Below are 16,506 nucleotides of genomic sequence, written 5' to 3'. Positions count from 1 at the left end.
AGCAGGAACTCCTTGCCCTGCGGATGGCGCAGCGTCAGCCGCCCCACCGTCGGCGTGTAGAAGCCGGTGACGCAGTTGAACAGCGTTGTCTTGCCCGCACCATTGGGGCCGATCAGCGCGGTGATCTCGCCCGCCCGCGCCTCGAACGACACGTCGTTGTTCGCAACCAGACCGCCGAAGCGCATGGTCAGGTGCTCGACCGACAGAAGCGGCTTTTCGGTATTCATCGTCGCGGCGCTCATTTGGCGGCTCCCGCCGGGACCGGCTTCTTCTTGCCGCCATGCAGGAGGATGGTCGGGTCGCGGTGGGCCAGCAGACCGCGCGGACGCCACAGCATGATCACCACCATGCCGGCACCGAAGGCCAGCATGCGGTAGTCGGCCAGCTCGCGGAACGCCTCGGGCAGGCCGATCACCAGCAGCGTGGCGACCACCACGCCGATCTGGCTGCCCATGCCGCCCAGCACCACGATGGCCAGGATGATCGCCGACTCGATGAAGGTGAAGCTCTCCGGGCTGATGAAGCCCTGGCGCGTCGCGAAGAACGACCCGGCGAAGCCGCCGAACATCGCCGCGATGGCAAAGGCCGCCAGCTTCATGTTGGTGCGGTTGATGCCCAAGGACGCGCAGGCGATGTCGTCCTCGCGCAGGGCCTCCCACGCCCGGCCCAGCGGCAGCTTGCGGACGCGCAGCGTGAACAGGTTCACCACCAGCGCCAGGGCCAGGATGAGGTAATAGAGGAAGACGATGCGGTGGAGCGGCGAGAATTCCAGCCCGAACAGCTCGTGGAAGGCGGCCATGCCCTCGGCCGGCGTGCGGGAGAAGTCGGCGATGCCGAAGAAGCTCGGCCGCGGAATGCCGGAGATGCCGTTGGGACCGCCGGTGAACTGGTACCAGTTCACCAGGATGATGCGGATGATCTCGCCGAAGCCGAGCGTCACGATGGCGAAATAGTCGCCGCGCAGACGCAGCACCGGGAAGCCGAGCAGCACGCCCGAGCAGGCGGCGAGCAGGCCCGCCAGCGGCAGGCAGAGCCAGAAGCTGAGGCCGAAATAATGGGCGAGCAGCGCGTAGCTGTAGGCGCCGACGGCATAGAAGGCGACATAGCCGAGATCGAGCAGGCCGGCCAGCCCGACGACGATGTTCAGGCCCCAGCCCAGCATGATGTAGGTCAGCAGCAGGATGCCGATGTCCAGGATCATGCGGTCGGCCAGCGGGGTCAGCGGCAGCACGGCGGCGAAGGCGACAGCGACCGGGCCGATGTAGCGGCTGGCGTGCTGCACCTTGGCGGCGAAGCGGTCCATGCGCTTGTCGCGGTCGGCCTGGCTGAGCTTGGAGCGGCCGGTGGCGACCGTCATGGCGGCGCGCAGCGCGATGACGCCGCCGCCCAGCACCAGCACCAGGCGCAGCACCTGGGTCGGCATCGGCAGCACCAGCCCGACGCCGGCGCAGGCCAGCGCCAGGATCAGCACCGGCAGCGCCATGCCCTGGCGGATCAGCCCGAGCCCGAGCCGGCCGAGGAAGACGAGGACCAGCGAGGCGATCACCTCCTCCGGCCGGGCCTCGATGCCAAGCCCGGTGGGGCGGTCGACGGTGCGCAATCCCACCAGCGGCACGGTCAGCAGCAGGGCGACGAAGGCGGCGAGGCCGGCGTCCTTGATGGTGGCGGCCCAGTCGACGCCGGGGCGCTTGCCGTTGATGTGGTAATGGGGGTGCGACGGCGCGTGGGAAGGGGTGGTCATGGCGCTTACACCTTCTCGATCTCGGGCCGGCCGAGCAGGCCGGTGGGCCGGAAGATCAGGACGAGGACGAGGATGGAGAAGGTGGCGACGTCCTTCCATTCGGAGCCGACATAGCCGGACCAGAAGGCCTCGATCAGGCCGATGACGACCCCGCCGAGCATGGCGCCGGGCAGCGAGCCCACCCCGCCGAGCACGGCGGCGGTGAAGCTTTTCACCCCGGCCAGGAAGCCGATGTAGAAATCGATGACGCCATAGATCAGCAGCACCATCATGCCGGCGACGGCGGCGAGTGCGGCGCCCATGACGAAGGTCAGCGAGATGACGCGGTCGACGTTGACGCCCAGCAGGCCCGCCATCTTCTTGTCCTGCTCGCAGGCGCGCTGGGCGCGGCCCAGCGAGGTGCGGTTGATCAGGATGGTGAAGCCGACCATCAGGACCAGGGTGATGATGATGGTGGCCAGCCGCACGTAGCTGACGGAGACGGCGCCATCCATCAGGGTGAGGTTGCCGGGCAGGATGGGCTGCAGCGGCTTGGACCGCGCGCCCTGGAGGATCTGGATGTAGTTCTGCAGGAAGATCGACATGCCGATGGCGGAGATCAGCGGCGCCAGCCGCGGCGAGGAGCGCAGCGGCCGGTAGGCGATGCGCTCGACCGTCCAGCCATAGACGCTGGTGAACAGCATCGACGCCACCAGCATGATCAGCAGCGCCAGCGGCACCCAGGTGATGCCCAGCGCGCCGATGGCCAGGAAGGTGATCAGTGCAACAAATGCACCGATCATGTAGATCTCGCCATGGGCGAAGTTGATCATCCCGATGATGCCGTACACCATCGTGTAGCCGATCGCGATCAGGCCGTAGATCGCCCCAAGCGACAGCCCGTTGATCAATTGCTGAAGAAAATAGTCCATCAGGCAGGCTTCTCCCACTCTCCCAGATCACCGAATAGGCAGGCACGCAAAAACTAGGGTTTAGCCGTGTGCGGCAGCGGAGTTCCGATCCGGATGAACGGGGGAGAACATCCAGGACCGAGGCAGGGGACGCTTGGAACCCCGCCGCCGCACCCGGTTCCTGCCGAAGCCCCGCCGGATGCCAGAGGCGCTGGATCCGGCGGGGATTCGGGCGTTTTCGTTATTGGGGACCGCTGCGGGTCTGCCTGTGGCGGGCCGGACTGGCCCGGCGGCCCGGGATGGGGCCTTCCGTCATCCGGAAACGTGAAGACGTCGCGGGGGCGCGGTTCCGCGCCCGGGCGTCGTTCCGTCGTTCGACCATCGCCAACAGCTCCCCCTTGCGCGACACGGCTTGCGGCCGTGGCGTTCCCGCCGGCATCGCTGCCGGACAAGCATCGCATGAATCGGCCGGAGCGGACGGAAAGGTCGCCCAGCCCGGTTCTTTCGGCGAAAGGCGCCGAGCCTTACCCTGTTCTATTCTGTTCTTGGCCTCGCACCCCGGCACTTTGGTGCCGGTGGCGGATGCTACCCTTTTTCTTGTCACAGACAGGTAAAGCAACTTGATCCGTGGGCGCAACACTCTCTTTCCGGTGGCAGAAAAAAACAACATTCCTCGTGCGCCCACGGTCGAATTCCAAACGAAATTTCTACGATACCCGATTGAGGGAAATTTCGTTCAGTTCTTTGTCAATAGCTGTTCACATCTTCAGCCGATCAGCCCGCGGGGGTCGGTGAAGGGCTGGCCCAGAGCGTCGGCGACCGCCTCGTAGGTCAGCCGGCCGGCCTGAACATTCAGCCCGGCCAGCAGGTGCGGATCCTCGGCCAGCGCCCGTTTCCAGCCCTTGCCGGCCAGCGCCTGGACGAAGGGCAGGGTGGCATGGTTCAGCGCCTCCGTGCTGGTGCGGGCGACCGCACCCGGCATGTTGGCGACGCAGTAATGGACGACGCCGTCCACCACATAGGTCGGGTCGGAATGGGTGGTGGCGTGGCTGGTCTCGAAACAGCCGCCCTGGTCGATGGCGACGTCCACCAGCACCGAGCCGCGGCGCATGCCGGCCAGCTGGTCGCGGCGCACCAGCTTCGGCGCGGCGGCACCCGGCACCAGCACGGCGCCGATCACCAGATCGGCGTCGGCGACCAGCCGGTCGAGCGCGTCGGCCGAGGCATAGACGGTCTTCAGCCGCGGCCCGAACAAATCGTCGAGCTGGGCCAGCCGTGGCATGGAGCGGTCGGCGATGGTGACGTCGGCGCCCAGCCCCATCGCCATGCGGGCGGCGTTGGTGCCGACCACGCCGCCGCCGATGACCAGCACCTTGCCGGGCAGCACGCCGGGCACGCCGCCGAGCAGGATGCCGGAGCCGCCGTTGCTTTTCTGCAAGGCGACGGCGCCGACCTGGATCGCCATGCGGCCGGCGATCTCCGACATCGGCGCCAGCAGCGGCAGGCGGCCGGCGCGGTCGGTGACCGTCTCGTAGGCGATGGCGGTGCAGCCGCTCTCCATCAACAGCCGGGCCTGTTCGGGATCGGGGGCGAGGTGCAGGTAGGTGAACAGCACCTGATCCGGCCGCAGCCTGCGACATTCCGCCGGCTGTGGCTCCTTGACCTTCACGATAAGCTCGGCCTTCGCGAACACCTCTTCGGCGGAACCGGCGATCTCGGCCCCCGCCGCGCGGAAGGCCTCGTCGGAAAAGCCGATCTCGGTGCCGGCGCCGCTCTGCACCAGCAGCGAATGGCCGTCCGCCGTCAGTTCGCGGACCGATGCCGGCGTCAGCCCGACACGGTACTCGTGGTTCTTGATTTCCTTGGGAACGCCGATGCGCGTGACCATGCGAGAAGTGACCATGAGATGAAGTCTCCCCGATGCGAACCCCCGTCGACGCCGATCTGGTATCCCTGGAAACCATCGGTCAGGCGGATTGTCTCGGATGTGCCACTATACGGCGGGCGGAGCGGGTGAATCTCTGCAAAGCCTTGCATGAATCCCGCATAGTGTGGTGGAGCTTTCGCATGATCCGCCACATCGTCGAATAAAATTGCATGCACGCCCTGGACGCCCTGGACCACAAGATCCTCCGCCTGCTCCGCAAGGATGGCCGGATGAGCAACGCCAAGCTGGCGGCGGAGGTCGGGCTGTCGCCATCGGCCTGCCTGCGCCGCCTGCACATGCTGGAGCATTCCGGCGTCATCCGCGGCTACACTGCCATCATCGAGACGGGGGAGGAGGAGCGGTCGGTGACCGTCATCGTCCAGATCACGCTGGAACGGCAGACCGAGGAGTATCTGCGCCGCTTCGACGCCGCCGTCCGCCGCTGTCCGGAGGTGCGGGAATGCTATCTGCTGTCCGGCAGTTCCGACTATCTGCTGCGGGTGCTGGCGCAGAACCCGGCCGATTACGACCGCATCTACAAGGATTCGCTGTCGCGCCTGCCCGGCGTGGTCCGCATCCAGTCGAGCTTCGCCATCCGCAGCGTCGTGCGTCCCGGCAGGGTGGCGGAGTTGGAGGAGCAGGGGGGCTGAGGCCCTGTTATCCGAACAGGTCCAGCTCCGGATCCGGCGCCGTTTCCGGGTGGGTCAGGTCGGTGCAGCCGATGCCGATCAGGCGGAAGGCGCGGCCGTCGACCTCGCGTTCCAGCAGGGCGAGGCCGGCGGCGAGGATCGCCTCGGCCGAACGGGTCGGCTCCACCCGGCGGGAGCGGGTCAGCTGCTGGAAATCCTTGGTCTTCAGCTTCAGAACCACGCTGCGGCCCAGCAGCTTTTCGCGCTCCAGCCGGCGGGCGACCTTGTCGGCCAGCGGGCGCAACTCCTGCGCCAGGGCGGGCAGGGTGGTGACGTCCCAGTCGAAGGTCTCCTCCGACGAGATGCTCTTGCTCGGCGATTCGGGATGGACCCGGCGGGAATCCTCGCCGCGGGCGTAGCTGAACAGCACCCGGCCCATGGCGCCGTAGCGCTTGACCAGCCAATGCTCGTCCTTGTCCTGCAGGTCGCCGACCCGGGTGATGCCGTCGGCGAACAGCTTGCGTTCCAGCGCCGGGCCGACGCCCCACAGGATGGTGACCCGCTTGGGCGCCAGGAAGGCCGCCGCCTCCGCCCGCCCGAGCGCCGAGAAGCCGCGCGGCTTGTCGAGGTCCGACGCGATCTTCGCCAGCAGCTTGTTGTGGCTGAGGCCGATGGAGGCGGTGATGCGCAGCTCGCGCTCGAAGCGGCGGACGATCTCGACCAGCGCCTGGGCCGGGCTGATGCTGAGGCGGTCTTCCACGCCGGTCAGGTCGAGATAGGCCTCGTCGATGCTGATCGGCTCGACCAGGGGGGTGAAGGCCTCCATGATCGCGCGGGCCTGATGGCCGACCTCTTTGTACTTGGCGATGTTGGGGCGGATGATGGTGGCGTCGGGGCAGCGGTCCAGCGCCTCGCGGATCGTCATGGCGGAGCGCACGCCCGACATCCGCGCAATATAGCAGCAGGCGGCGACCACCCCGCGATGGTCGTCGCCGCCGACGATCACCGGGCGGCTCGCCAGCTCCGGCCGGTCGCGCTTCTCGACGGTGGCATAGAAGCTGTCGCAGTCGATGTGGCCGATGGGCAGGCTGTGCAGCTCCGCGTGGCGGAACAGCCGCCGGCTGCCGCATTTCGGGCAGCGCGTCACGTCACCCGATCCGGCGCCGGGCAGGGCGGCGGCGCAGTCGCGGCAGACGCTGTGCAGGGCGATGGTCATGGTGGCGCCAGCTTAGCAAAGGGGCGCGCGAACCGCCAGCTTATGCGTACAAAGGAAGAACATATATTGAGTTCGGCGGATCGTAACAGGGCAGCTGGAGATTACCGCAGCACATCGCCGCCCACCGCCAGCCGGCCGGCGACGACGGCGGCCTGGGTGCGGCTGACCACGTTCAGTTTGCGCAGGATGCTGGAGACGTGGACCTTCACCGTCTGTTCCGACACGTTCAGCTCGCCGGCGATCTGCTTGTTCAGCTTGCCGTCGACGATCATCGTCAGGATGCGCAGCTGCTGCGGCGACAGCGAGGCGAAGCGGCGGGCGGCGTCGGCCTCCTCGGTTTCCGACGAGGCGGTCGAGAGTGGCGGCGCCCAGGTCTCGCCGGACAGGATGGCGCGGATGGCGTCGGCCATCGCCGGCATCGACAGCGATTTCGGGATGTAGCCCGAGGCGCCATAGGCCAAGGCCCGGCGGATGGTGTCGGAATCCTGCAAGGCCGACAGGATGGCGACCGGCACCGTCGGGTGGTGGGCCAGCATCAGGAACAGGCCGGCGAAGCCGTGGGTGCCGGGCATGTTGAGGTCGAGCAGCACGAGGTCGATGTCGTCCGGCCGCTGCCCCACCGCCGCCATCACCGAATCGAGGTCGGGGCATTCGATCACCCGCACCTCCGGCATCGCCTTGCCCAGCGCATCGCGCAAGGCGGCCTGCACCAGCGGATGGTCGTCGCCGATGACGATGGTCGTTTGCCCTGCCGTCGTTTGTCCAGCCGCTGTCATCGCGCCCGAAGCGCTGTCCTCGTCCATGGCTTCCGCACTCCCCCCATTCGCGGCCGCCCGGCTTTTGTCCGGTTCCGGCCTTACCGCTCGGCCACGGCGGCGGTTTGCAGCGCCGCCCCGTTCAGGAAGCGGCGCAGCGACGCCGGCTTCACCGGCTTGTAGAGCACGCCGCAGCCGCACTGTTCCGCTTCCGCCCGCACCGCTTCGGAACGGTCGGCGGTCAGCAGCAGCCCCCTGACCGGGCTGCCCCACAATTCCCGCAACCGCTCCAGAACCGCAAGCCCCGTCTGCCCTCCTCCAACGTGATAATCGACACAGACCACATCGGGAAGCGTACCGTCGAAGGGGGCCAGCGCCGCCAGCGCACCGGAAACGTCGGACGCCGTCGCCACCCGGCAGCCCCATTGGCCGAGCAGGGCGCGCAGGCCGGCCAGGATCGGCTCCTCATTGTCGATGCACAGCACCAGGAGGCCGGCCGACAGGGCGGCGGGGGTGACGACCGGGCGGACGACCGGCGCGGCGCGCGCCTGTTCCATAGGAACCTCCACGGCGAAGCCGGTGCCCCGCCCGACGGTGGAGCGCAGGGTGACGGGATGGCCGAGCAGCCGGGCGATGCGGTCGACGATGGCAAGTCCGAGCCCCAAGCCCTTGTCCTCGAATTTTCCGGCGGGGTTGCCGCCGCCGTTTTCGCCGCCCAGCCGGCGGAACTCCTCGAACACCTCGTGGCGCCTGGCCTCGGGGATGCCGGGGCCGGTGTCCCACACCTCGATGCGCAGACGGTCGCCACCCACGGGGTCGCGGCGGCGGCGGCAGCCGAGCAGGACCCGGCCCTTGGGCGTGTAACGGATGGCGTTGGACAGGAAGTTCTGCAACACCCGGCGCAGCAACTGCGGGTCGGAGCGCACCACCGCGCCGCAGCCCACCACCTTCAGCGTCAGTCCGCGTTCCTGCGCCAGGGCGGAGAACTCCACCCCCAGCCCGCTCAGCAGATCGTCGATGGCGAAGCTGCGCATCCGCACCCGGACATTGCCGGCATCCAGCGAGGAGATGTCGAGCAACCCGCCCAGCAGCATCTCCGTCGAGCGCAGGGAGGCGGCGGCGTTGTCGATCATGCCGCATTCGGCCGTCCGCTGGTCGGGCGTCGGCAGGGGGCCGCGCATGCTCTCCTCCAGCGCCGAGACGAACAGGCGGGCGGCGTTCAGCGGTTGCAACAGGTCGTGGCTGGCGGCGGCGAGGAAGCGGGTCTTGCTGGCATTGGCCGACTCGGCCTCGGCCTTCGCCTGCTGCAGGGCGTCGGTGCGCTCCCGCACACGGTGTTCCAGGCTTTCGTTCGCTTCGCGCAGCGCCTCGGCGGCGCGGTAGCGCTCGGTCACGTCGGTGTAGGTGGAGACGTAGCCGCCTTCCGGCAGCGGGTTGGCGACGATCTCCAGCACCGTGCCGTCGGGGCGGCGGCGCTCGTAGCGGTAGGGCCATTGCTGGGTGGCGGTGTCGCGGTTGGTCAGCAACGCCGTCATGTCGTGGGCGCTGTATTCGCCGCGCCGCTCGTTGAAGCGGATCAGGTCGGCGAAGGGCACGCCCACCCGCACCATGTCGGCCGGCAGGTCGAGCAGCTCCAGATAGCGGTGGTTCCAGGCGGCGATGCGGTGGTCGGCGTCGATCACGCAGATGCCCTGGCCGATGTTCTCCAGCGTCGCCTGGAGGAGCTTGCGGTTGAAGCGCAGGGCCTCCGACGCCTCGTCGAGCATCGCCATGGCGTCGCCGCGCGACAGCGAACGGCCCTGGAGCGAGGCGGCCATCACCACCCGTGCCGAGGCGGCCCCGATGGCGCCGGCGATCAGCGTCTCGGTGAAGCGGACGGCGTCGAGGTCGGCCGGGCCGGCCTCGCCCTTGCGGCCTGCGGCATACGCGTCGAAGGCGGCGTTGCCGCGCTCCGCCCCGACGAAGCGGATGGCGAGTGCCCGCAGGTCGGCCAGCCGGGCCAGCGCCTGGGGGGTGTCGTCCTCGTCGCGGTCGGCGCTGGCGCTGGTGTAGAAGACGGCCTGGGTGCGCTCCACCGCACTGGGCCGCGCCAGAAGGGAGCCGGCGACGAAGGCGATCAGGTTGGCGAGCAGGCTCCACAGGCTGGCGTGCGAGATGGGGTCCAGCCCCTCGATCCCGAACAGCTCCTGCGGGCGCAGCCAGCCGATGCCCCAGGGGCCGAGGTCGAGGAAGGCGTCCGGCACCGGCACGATGCGCGCCATCGACGGCACCAGCAGCGTGTAGACCCACAGCAGGAAGCCGGCGCCCAGCCCGGCAAGCGCCCCCACCCGGTTGGCCCGCCGCCAGTACAGCCCGCCGAAGAAGGCCGGTCCGAACTGCGCCACCGCGACGAAGGACAACAGGCCGATGACGGTCAGCGGATAATCGCGGTCGACCAGCCGGTGCATGACATAGGCCAGCAGCAGGATGCCCAGCACCGACAGCCGGCGCACCAGCAGCAGCGTGCCGACCATGTCGCGCCGGCCGACGCGGGCGGCGAAGCGGGGACGGCTGAGCAGCAGCGGCATCGCCACGTCGTTGCACAGCATGGTGCTGAGCGATACCGCGGCGACGATGACCATGCCGGTCGCAGCCGACAGGCCGCCGATGAAGGACAGCAGGCTGAAGCCGCCGGCCCCCGCCGCGATGGGCAGGGTGATCATGAAGGTGTCGGGATTGATCCCTCCCTCGCCGAACGTCACCAGACCGGCCACCGCGATGGGGATCATCAGCGCGCTGAGGGCCAGCAGATAGGTGGGGTACATCCAGGCGGCGGCGCGCAGATGGCGGGGGCTGTCGTTCTCCACCGTCATCACATGGTACATCTGCGGCAGGCAGAGGAAGGCGATGATCGAGATCGCCGTGTTCGACCACCAGGTCGGGTCGGTGAAGTCGGGCGCCAGCAGCGGCTCCGCCTGCGGCCGGGCGATCAGGTCGGTGTAGCCGTCGAACATGCCCCAGACGATGAAGGCCGCCACCGCCAGGAAGACGGTCAGCTTCACCAGGCTCTCGAAGGCGATGGCCAGCATCAGGCCGCGGTGATGCTCGCTGGCGTTGATGTGGCGGACGCCGAACAGGATGGTGAAGAGCGCCATCGACAGCGCCACCGCGAAGGCGGTGTCGCCCCAGATCGGCGGCGGCAGGGCGGCCGGGGCGGCCAGCGATGGCGAGGTCAGCACGTCGAAGCTGGCGGCCACCGCCTTCAGTTGCAAGGCGATGTAGGGCAGCACGCCGACCAGGGCGGTCAGCGTCACCAGCGCCGCCACCGCCTGGCTCTTGCCATAGCGGGCGCCGATGAAATCGGCGATGGAGGTGACGTTCTGCGCCTTGGTGATGGCGATGGTCTTGGTCAGCACCGGCCGCGCCGCCAGCAGCAGGATCATCGGCGCCAGATAGATCGGCAGGAAGTCGAAGCCGCTGGCCGACGCCCGCCCGACCGAGCCGTAGAAGCTCCAGCTGGTGTTGTAGATGCACAGGGTCAGCGCATAGAGGATGCCGGCCGACCGTGGCGATGCCGACAGCAGCGCGCCCCCGGCGGTGCGCCGGTCGCCCCACCAGGCGATGGCGAACAGCACCCCCAGATAGGCCGCCGAAACGGCCAGCACCAGCCAACTCTGCACGACCGACGGACCTCTCCGGGTGGGGGGGACTCTCCCTCTCCCGGGACGGGAGAGGGCATTCAAGGGACCCTATCGCACTGCTCCGGGTGCCAACAACGGGTGGGCTCGGCATTGTTCAAGAACTGTGCAGGGATGAACGAAGGTAGGGGGCGCATATGGTTGTGATGGCGAACTATCCTGCGCTTGCAGGACGCAGCCGTCCCGGTCGCCGCTGGTGTGACGGCCGGCGTTCCTGCCCGGCCCCGGACCTTCGCAAGGAGGGTCGGGAGCCGCCGAAGCGGCCGTTCCCGTCTCCTCCCTCGGACGGGGCGGCCGCTTCAGCCCCTGCCGCGCGGACTTGGAAAGAGTGGGACAAACGGGGGCCTGTCGGTTTACTGCGTCGTCATCGCTGGGAAAGCGTCGCGAACGGCCCAATCTATGGCAAGATGGTCCATCGCGAAGGAGACCGGCCGTCGGCGCCGGGTCCGTTGCGTGGCCTGAAACGGAAGACGGACGCCCAAGAGAATGCTGATCGACGCCTATTTGGGGTTCCGGGTCGGGGACGTGGTCCTGGACCGTGCGGAGCTTGCCGCCGGCACCGCCACCATCAAGGAAATCCACGTCGTTCCCTGTGACTGGGCGCATGGCCTGACCGGCATCGCCGTGATGGAGAATGGCGCCGAGCGCTTCATCGTCCAGTTGAAGAAGGTCCGCCCGACCGAGGAAGAGGTCGAGAGCGAAAGCAATGTCCGCCCCCTGCGCCACCGCGCGCGCTGAAATCCCTTTCGGAACCGGTGTCGAACACGGCAAGGCCCGCCGCCCCGGATCGGAGCGGCGGGCCTTTGGTTTCCTGGCGGTTTTCTGGCGGGGATGATGCCGGCCGGCCCGTCAGTGACGAAGCTGGACGCGCCCGCCGTTCATGCGCGCATCATCGACGCGGGCGATGGCGGGAAGGCCGCGCAGGAAGGCGGCGCCGGTGTCGGTCGCCTCGAACAGGACATGGCCCTGGCGGTCCTGGCCGCGGAACCGGGCCTCGGTCGCCATGCCGGCATTGCGGACGGCGGCCGACAGGTCGGACACGGCCTTCCAGATGCGGGCACGGTGTTCGGCGGCGCTGGAACAGCCGGTCGCATCCGCGACGGCCAGCGTTACGGTAAAGGAATGAAGCTCGATCGCCATGGTGGCACCACGGAACTTGGAGTGCGGGAGTGAAAAACCCGGATCGTTCCGGCCATCGGCCGGATACGGCGCCGGCCCTTGGGATCGAGAAACTCAGTCGTAACGGGGAAGCTTCGACAGGACGATGTCGCTGATGAGGCCGCGGAGCTGGCTGACCGGGAGCTGTTCGACCGGAATGCAGACGGCGCGGGCGTAGGTCTCGCAAACGTGCCAGGCGTGGTCGGGTTCGACCAGGATGTGCCGGGCGAGATCGTGGTCGTCGGCGTTCGCCCTGCCGGGGAGCGCCTTTTCACAGGCCAGAACGGTTTGCACCATGTCGCTGGCCAGACTGTGCAGATTCATGGATGGCACCTTCCCATGTTCGGGAATTCGTTGGGATCACGAACAGATTAGACCTTCGGGTCGGTTTCCACAATGGCGCCTATGACGTTCGGCTGTGACAATTCGACGATTGTTCCAAACCGAGCACTTTGGCGATGACACCGCGGACCGGCCGATACCGGCACCAACATAGGTCGTGTCGAATTATTCCGCCCGTGACCGTTTCGCGGGTCTGACGCGGCAAAATCCGGACGGCCCCTTGCCATTGCGCTCTTGCGCCGGGCCGGAATTTGGCCATGGGCATGGTTTTGCGGCCGGCGCGCGCAACAGCATTGCGCAGGCTTCCCGGCTGTGGATTGATGATCGGGTTCCTGCCCCACCGGAGACCCGATCGATGTCCGCCGACCTGTGGCTCGCCTTCGCCGCCGCCTCCGCCATCATGCTGATGATTCCGGGACCGACCGTGCTGATCGTCGTCTCCTATGCGCTGGGGCATGGGCGGAAATCGGCGATGGCGACGGTGGCCGGGGTGGCGCTGGGCGACTTCACGGCGATGACCGCCTCCATGCTGGGGCTGGGGGTGCTGCTGTCGACCTCGGCGGCGCTGTTCACCGGGCTGAAATGGGCGGGTGCCGCCTATCTGGTCTATCTCGGCCTCAAGCTGTGGCGGGCACCGGTCAGGGGGGCGGAGGCGGTGGCCGACGGGTCGGCAGGGGAGCAGGCAGGGGAGCAGGCAGTGCGGCCCTGGCGGATGATGCTGCACACCTATGCCGTCACCGCGCTGAACCCCAAGAGCATCGTCTTCTTCGTCGCCTTCCTGCCGCAGTTCCTCGACTCCGGCCGGCCGCTGGCCGGGCAGATGGTGGTGATGGAGGCGACCTTCCTGGTGCTGGCGACGCTGAACGCCGCCGGCTATGCCCTGCTGGCCTCGGCGGCGCGGCGCGCGGTGCGGACGCCGTCGGTGCAGCGGGCGGTCAACCGGGTCGGCGGGTCGCTGCTGATGGGGGCCGGGCTGCTGACCGTGGCATGGAAGCGGACCGCCTGATCCGGCGGGTGGCGGCAGCGATGCCGCCCGGATCCGGGTCTGGCGCCGGTTTGTTGACAAATCATCATAACTTCACAGAAAATTGTCTGGAAGTCAGGGAATGCACGCGCCGGCAGTTTGCCTGAAGCCGGCCGAAGCGCATTGAACCGCGGGGACGGCAATGGCCGACGGGGGCAAAAGGAACGGCATGACAGAGAACGCCCCTCGGAAGGCCGTGGGCGAGACTGCGGGCGGGATTGGGGGCGACATCCTGGAATTCGCCGCCGAGGCGGAGCAGTCCGACGGCGGGCGGCGCAACCCGCCCTGGCTGATCCTGATCGTCGATGACGACCACGAGGTCCACGCCATCACCCGCGTCGTGCTGGGCGAAATGACCTTCGAGGAGCGGCCGGTCCGCTTCCTGTCCGCCTACACCGCACGGCAGGCTCGGTCGCTGCTGGCCGAGCATCCGGACATCGCCGCCATCCTGCTGGATGTGGTGATGGAGACCGACGACGCCGGTCTGAAGCTGGTCCGCCACATCCGCGACGAGATCGGCAACCGGCAGGTCCGCATCATCCTGCGCACCGGCCAGCCGGGACAGGCGCCGGAACGGCAGGTGATCGCCGCCTACGACATCAACGACTACAAGGCGAAGAGCGAACTGACGGCGCAGAAGCTCTACACCGCCGCGGTCGCGGCCCTGCGCTCGTACCAGCACATCGCCACCATCGAGCGCGGACGGCAGGGGTTGGAGCGGGTGATGGAGGCGGCCGACCATCTGGCCGGGCTGCGCTCGCGCCCGCAATTCCTGGCAGGTCTGGTCGGCCGGGCGGCGGCGTTGGTGGCCGAGGCGCGGTCCGCCCTGCTGTGCGGGGTGGGCGAGGATGGCGGGCTGACGATCCTGGCGGAGGCCGGGCTGCCGCCAGATCTGCCGCCGGCGGCGATCGCCGACATTCTGCCGGCGGCGGCGGCGGCCGACCTGATGGCGGCGCTGGGCGACGGACGGGCACGCTGGGGAAGCCGGCACGGGGTCACGGTGCTGCGCGGGCGGGACAGCGTGCGGCTGGCGCTCTGCCTGCTGGGCGGCCCCTTTGCCGAGGGCGACCGGCCGCTGGTGGAGCTGCTCTGCGCCAAGGCGGCGGTCGGGCTGGACAATCTGCGGCTCTACGAACGGCTGAACCAGGCGCAGGTCGCCACCGTCCATGCGCTGGGCAAGCTGGCCGAATACAAGGACGAGGTCACCGGCGACCATGTGAGGCGGCTGGGCCGCTGGGCCACCGCCATTGCCTGCGAACTCCATGCCCGCAACGCCTTCCCCGCCGAGCTGGACGACTGGTTCTGCGACACCATCGGGCTGGCCAGCGTGCTGCACGACGTCGGCAAGGTCGGCATCCCCGACGCCATCCTGCGCAAGCCCGGCAGGCTGGACGACGCGGAAATGACGGTGATGCGCGAGCATGCCGCCATCGGCGGCAGCATCCTGCGCGACGCTTCCGGCGGCGACCGGCACGGCTACCTGTCGATGGGCGCCGAGATCGCCGAGAGTCACCACGAGAAGTTCGACGGCAGCGGCTATCCGCGGGGACTGTCCGGCGACGCCATCCCGCTGTCCGGCCGCATCGTCGCCGTCGCCGACGTGTTCGACGCGCTGCTGCACCGCCGCCCCTACAAGAAGGCGTGGGACATCGCCGAAGTGCTGGATCTGCTGCGCGCCGAAGCCGGCAGCCATTTCGACCCTCGTGTGGTCGATGCCTTCCTGGCTGTGCTGGAACGCGACGGGGCGGGGGGGTAGGTCCCCCGCCACCAGTCGCGAACGCGATCCTCAGACGCCCAGCACGTCGCGCATGCTGTAGAGGCCCGGCGTCTTGTCCTGTGCCCACAGGGCGGCGCGGACGGCGCCCTTGGCGTAGATCCCGCGGCCGGACGCCTTGTGGGTCAGCTCGACCCGCTCGCCCTCGCTGGCGAAGATCACGGTGTGGTCGCCGATGACATCGCCGCCGCGCAGCGTGGCGAAGCCGATCTCACCGCGCGGGCGGGCACCGGTGTGGCCGTCGCGCACCTTCTGCCAGACATCCTCAAGCGCCACCCCGCGCCCGGCCGCCGCGGCGCGGCCGAGGCCGAGCGCCGTGCCCGACGGTGCATCCACCTTGCGGCGGTGGTGCATCTCCAGAATGTCGATGTCGTAGTCCTCGTCCAGCGCGTGGGCGACCTGCTCCACCAGCGCCAGCAGCAGGTTGACGCCCAGCGACATGTTGGGAGACTGGACGATGGCGGTGTGGGTGGCCGCGGTGGCGATGGCCGCCTGCTGCGACGGGTTCAGGCCGGTTGTGCCGACGACCAGCACGGTTTCCGACTGGGCGGCGAGTGCGGCGTGCCGCTCCGTCGATTCCGGGCTGGTGAAGTCGATCACCGCGTCGGCCTCGGCGAACAGCGCGACCGGGTCGTCGATGGCGGTCACGCCCAGCGGCTCCAGCCCGGCCAGCACACCCAGATCCTTGCCCAGCGCCGGCCCGCCCAGCCGCTCGGTCCCGCCGGCCAGCGTGCAGCCCGCGGTCGCCGCGATCTCGCGCACCAGCATCTGGCCCATGCGCCCCGCGCACCCGACGACACCGATCTTCATGACGCCCATCCTCTGTTCAGCTCTTCCGGCCGGAGTTTCCCGCCCTCCCAGCGGTTTAGCACAGGCCCGGCCGTGGCTTAAGCGCCAAGGCAGCCGCGCAGCGATGCGGCGAGGTTGCGCAGCAGGGTGGGGTAGAGCGCCTCGCCCTCCGGCAGGTCGGCGCCCTCGGGATCGAGCACGCCGGTCTTCGCCTTGGTGCCTTCCACCACCGTGCGGACCAGCGTCGGCTCGAACTGCGGCTCGGCGAAGACGCAGGCGGCGTTCAGCCCGGCGATCTTGGCACGGATGGCGGACAGCCGCTTGGCCGATGGGCGGCGGTCCGGGCTGACGGTGATGGAGCCGACCGCCGACAGGTCGTAGCGCGCCTCGAAATACTGGTAGGCGTCGTGGAAGACGACGAAGGGCTTGTCCTTCAGCGGCGCCAGCGCGGCCTTCAGCTCCGCATCCAGCGCGTCGATGGCCTGGAGCGTGCGGTCGGCATTGGTACGGTAGGCTTCCGCATCCGCCGGGTCCGTCGCGGCCAGGGCGTCGGCCGTCGCGGCGACGATGGCACGGGCGTTGGC

At 68.8% G+C, this 16,506-nt stretch carries 15 protein-coding genes; 4 read left to right on the top strand and 11 right to left on the bottom strand.

Features of this window, described 5'->3' with window-relative positions; all coding sequences use genetic code 11:
* From I71_RS18735 to ald, 4 genes are all read right to left on the bottom strand, one after another.
* Positions 1–227: ATP-binding cassette domain-containing protein (locus I71_RS18735; protein WP_148294282.1), on the bottom strand; the 227-nt coding region annotated here is incomplete at its 3' end.
* Between the two features lie 11 nt (positions 228–238).
* Complete coding sequence (livM, locus tag I71_RS18730) at positions 239–1,741, bottom strand: high-affinity branched-chain amino acid ABC transporter permease LivM (protein WP_042696409.1); 1,503 nt, start codon at positions 1,739–1,741, stop codon at positions 239–241.
* A gap of 5 nt (positions 1,742–1,746) precedes the next feature.
* Positions 1,747–2,652, bottom strand: coding sequence for a branched-chain amino acid ABC transporter permease (locus I71_RS18725; protein ID WP_042696408.1), 906 nt, complete (start codon positions 2,650–2,652; stop codon positions 1,747–1,749).
* Between the two features lie 745 nt (positions 2,653–3,397).
* Positions 3,398–4,519: an alanine dehydrogenase gene (gene ald, locus I71_RS18720; protein ID WP_042696406.1), complete on the bottom strand. Its 1,122-nt coding sequence runs from the start codon at positions 4,517–4,519 to the stop codon at positions 3,398–3,400.
* 209 nt (positions 4,520–4,728) lie between these two features.
* Between ald and I71_RS18715 the strand changes: the two genes are divergently transcribed.
* Positions 4,729–5,208, top strand: a complete 480-nt coding sequence (locus tag I71_RS18715) for an Lrp/AsnC family transcriptional regulator (protein ID WP_042696404.1) — start codon at positions 4,729–4,731, stop codon at positions 5,206–5,208.
* A gap of 7 nt (positions 5,209–5,215) precedes the next feature.
* On the opposite strand, the gene I71_RS18710 is transcribed toward I71_RS18715, so the two are convergent.
* The 3 genes from I71_RS18710 to I71_RS18700 all read right to left on the bottom strand — a co-directional run bounded on the left by I71_RS18710 (position 5,216) and on the right by I71_RS18700 (position 10,817).
* Entirely contained in the window at positions 5,216–6,403 is a 1,188-nt protein-coding gene (locus I71_RS18710) for a DNA polymerase IV (protein WP_042696402.1), read from the bottom strand.
* A 101-nt stretch (positions 6,404–6,504) separates the two neighbouring features.
* The gene (locus I71_RS18705; protein WP_083897246.1) at positions 6,505–7,206 is read right to left on the bottom strand and encodes a response regulator transcription factor; all 702 of its coding nucleotides are present in this window, start codon (positions 7,204–7,206) and stop codon (positions 6,505–6,507) included.
* 53 nt (positions 7,207–7,259) lie between these two features.
* Positions 7,260–10,817: a PAS domain-containing hybrid sensor histidine kinase/response regulator gene (locus I71_RS18700; protein WP_042696401.1), complete on the bottom strand. Its 3,558-nt coding sequence runs from the start codon at positions 10,815–10,817 to the stop codon at positions 7,260–7,262.
* Positions 10,818–11,321: 504 nt separating this feature from the next.
* Between I71_RS18700 and I71_RS18695 the strand changes: the two genes are divergently transcribed.
* Complete coding sequence (locus I71_RS18695) at positions 11,322–11,573, top strand: hypothetical protein (protein WP_042696399.1); 252 nt, start codon at positions 11,322–11,324, stop codon at positions 11,571–11,573.
* Between the two features lie 111 nt (positions 11,574–11,684).
* On the opposite strand, the gene I71_RS18690 is transcribed toward I71_RS18695, so the two are convergent.
* Both I71_RS18690 and I71_RS18685 read right to left on the bottom strand, forming a co-directional pair.
* Entirely contained in the window at positions 11,685–11,975 is a 291-nt protein-coding gene (locus I71_RS18690; RefSeq protein WP_042696397.1) for a hypothetical protein, read from the bottom strand.
* 93 nt (positions 11,976–12,068) lie between these two features.
* Complete coding sequence (locus I71_RS18685; protein WP_042696395.1) at positions 12,069–12,317, bottom strand: hypothetical protein; 249 nt, start codon at positions 12,315–12,317, stop codon at positions 12,069–12,071.
* Positions 12,318–12,690: 373 nt separating this feature from the next.
* Between I71_RS18685 and I71_RS18680 the strand changes: the two genes are divergently transcribed.
* Together I71_RS18680 and I71_RS18675 are read left to right on the top strand one after the other, a co-directional pair.
* Positions 12,691–13,341 carry a LysE family translocator gene (locus I71_RS18680; RefSeq protein WP_042696394.1) on the top strand — a complete coding sequence of 217 codons (651 nt, stop codon included), beginning with the start codon at positions 12,691–12,693 and terminating at the stop codon, positions 13,339–13,341.
* A gap of 187 nt (positions 13,342–13,528) precedes the next feature.
* Positions 13,529–15,115 carry an HD domain-containing phosphohydrolase gene (locus I71_RS18675; protein WP_049976189.1) on the top strand — a complete coding sequence of 529 codons (1,587 nt, stop codon included), beginning with the start codon at positions 13,529–13,531 and terminating at the stop codon, positions 15,113–15,115.
* A 30-nt stretch (positions 15,116–15,145) separates the two neighbouring features.
* On the opposite strand, the gene dapB is transcribed toward I71_RS18675, so the two are convergent.
* The gene (gene dapB, locus I71_RS18670; RefSeq protein ID WP_042696392.1) at positions 15,146–15,943 is read right to left on the bottom strand and encodes a 4-hydroxy-tetrahydrodipicolinate reductase; all 798 of its coding nucleotides are present in this window, start codon (positions 15,941–15,943) and stop codon (positions 15,146–15,148) included.
* Between the two features lie 77 nt (positions 15,944–16,020).
* On the bottom strand, positions 16,021–16,506 hold a 486-nt coding region (locus I71_RS18665; protein ID WP_042696390.1), incomplete at its 5' end, for a zinc ABC transporter substrate-binding protein.

It is taken from the genome of Azospirillum sp. B506 (assembly GCF_000333595.1).
Taxonomy (GTDB): Bacteria; Pseudomonadota; Alphaproteobacteria; order Azospirillales; family Azospirillaceae; genus Azospirillum.
This window is presented reverse-complemented; position numbering and strand designations above follow the sequence as displayed.

What these genes read in the sequence shown, in the direction of transcription:
- livM (WP_042696409.1), bottom strand. Translation starts at nt 1,741, where the DNA reads ATGACCACCCCTTCCCACGCGCCGTCGCACCCCCATTACCACATCAAC.
- I71_RS18725 (WP_042696408.1), bottom strand. Translation starts at nt 2,652, where the DNA reads ATGGACTATTTTCTTCAGCAATTGATCAACGGGCTGTCGCTTGGGGCG.
- ald (WP_042696406.1), bottom strand. Translation starts at nt 4,519, where the DNA reads ATGGTCACGCGCATCGGCGTTCCCAAGGAAATCAAGAACCACGAGTAC.
- I71_RS18715 (WP_042696404.1), top strand. Translation starts at nt 4,729, where the DNA reads ATGCACGCCCTGGACGCCCTGGACCACAAGATCCTCCGCCTGCTCCGC.
- I71_RS18710 (WP_042696402.1), bottom strand. Translation starts at nt 6,403, where the DNA reads ATGACCATCGCCCTGCACAGCGTCTGCCGCGACTGCGCCGCCGCCCTG.
- I71_RS18705 (WP_083897246.1), bottom strand. Translation starts at nt 7,206, where the DNA reads ATGGACGAGGACAGCGCTTCGGGCGCGATGACAGCGGCTGGACAAACG.
- I71_RS18695 (WP_042696399.1), top strand. Translation starts at nt 11,322, where the DNA reads ATGCTGATCGACGCCTATTTGGGGTTCCGGGTCGGGGACGTGGTCCTG.
- I71_RS18690 (WP_042696397.1), bottom strand. Translation starts at nt 11,975, where the DNA reads ATGGCGATCGAGCTTCATTCCTTTACCGTAACGCTGGCCGTCGCGGAT.
- I71_RS18685 (WP_042696395.1), bottom strand. Translation starts at nt 12,317, where the DNA reads ATGAATCTGCACAGTCTGGCCAGCGACATGGTGCAAACCGTTCTGGCC.
- I71_RS18680 (WP_042696394.1), top strand. Translation starts at nt 12,691, where the DNA reads ATGTCCGCCGACCTGTGGCTCGCCTTCGCCGCCGCCTCCGCCATCATG.
- I71_RS18675 (WP_049976189.1), top strand. Translation starts at nt 13,529, where the DNA reads ATGACAGAGAACGCCCCTCGGAAGGCCGTGGGCGAGACTGCGGGCGGG.
- dapB (WP_042696392.1), bottom strand. Translation starts at nt 15,943, where the DNA reads ATGAAGATCGGTGTCGTCGGGTGCGCGGGGCGCATGGGCCAGATGCTG.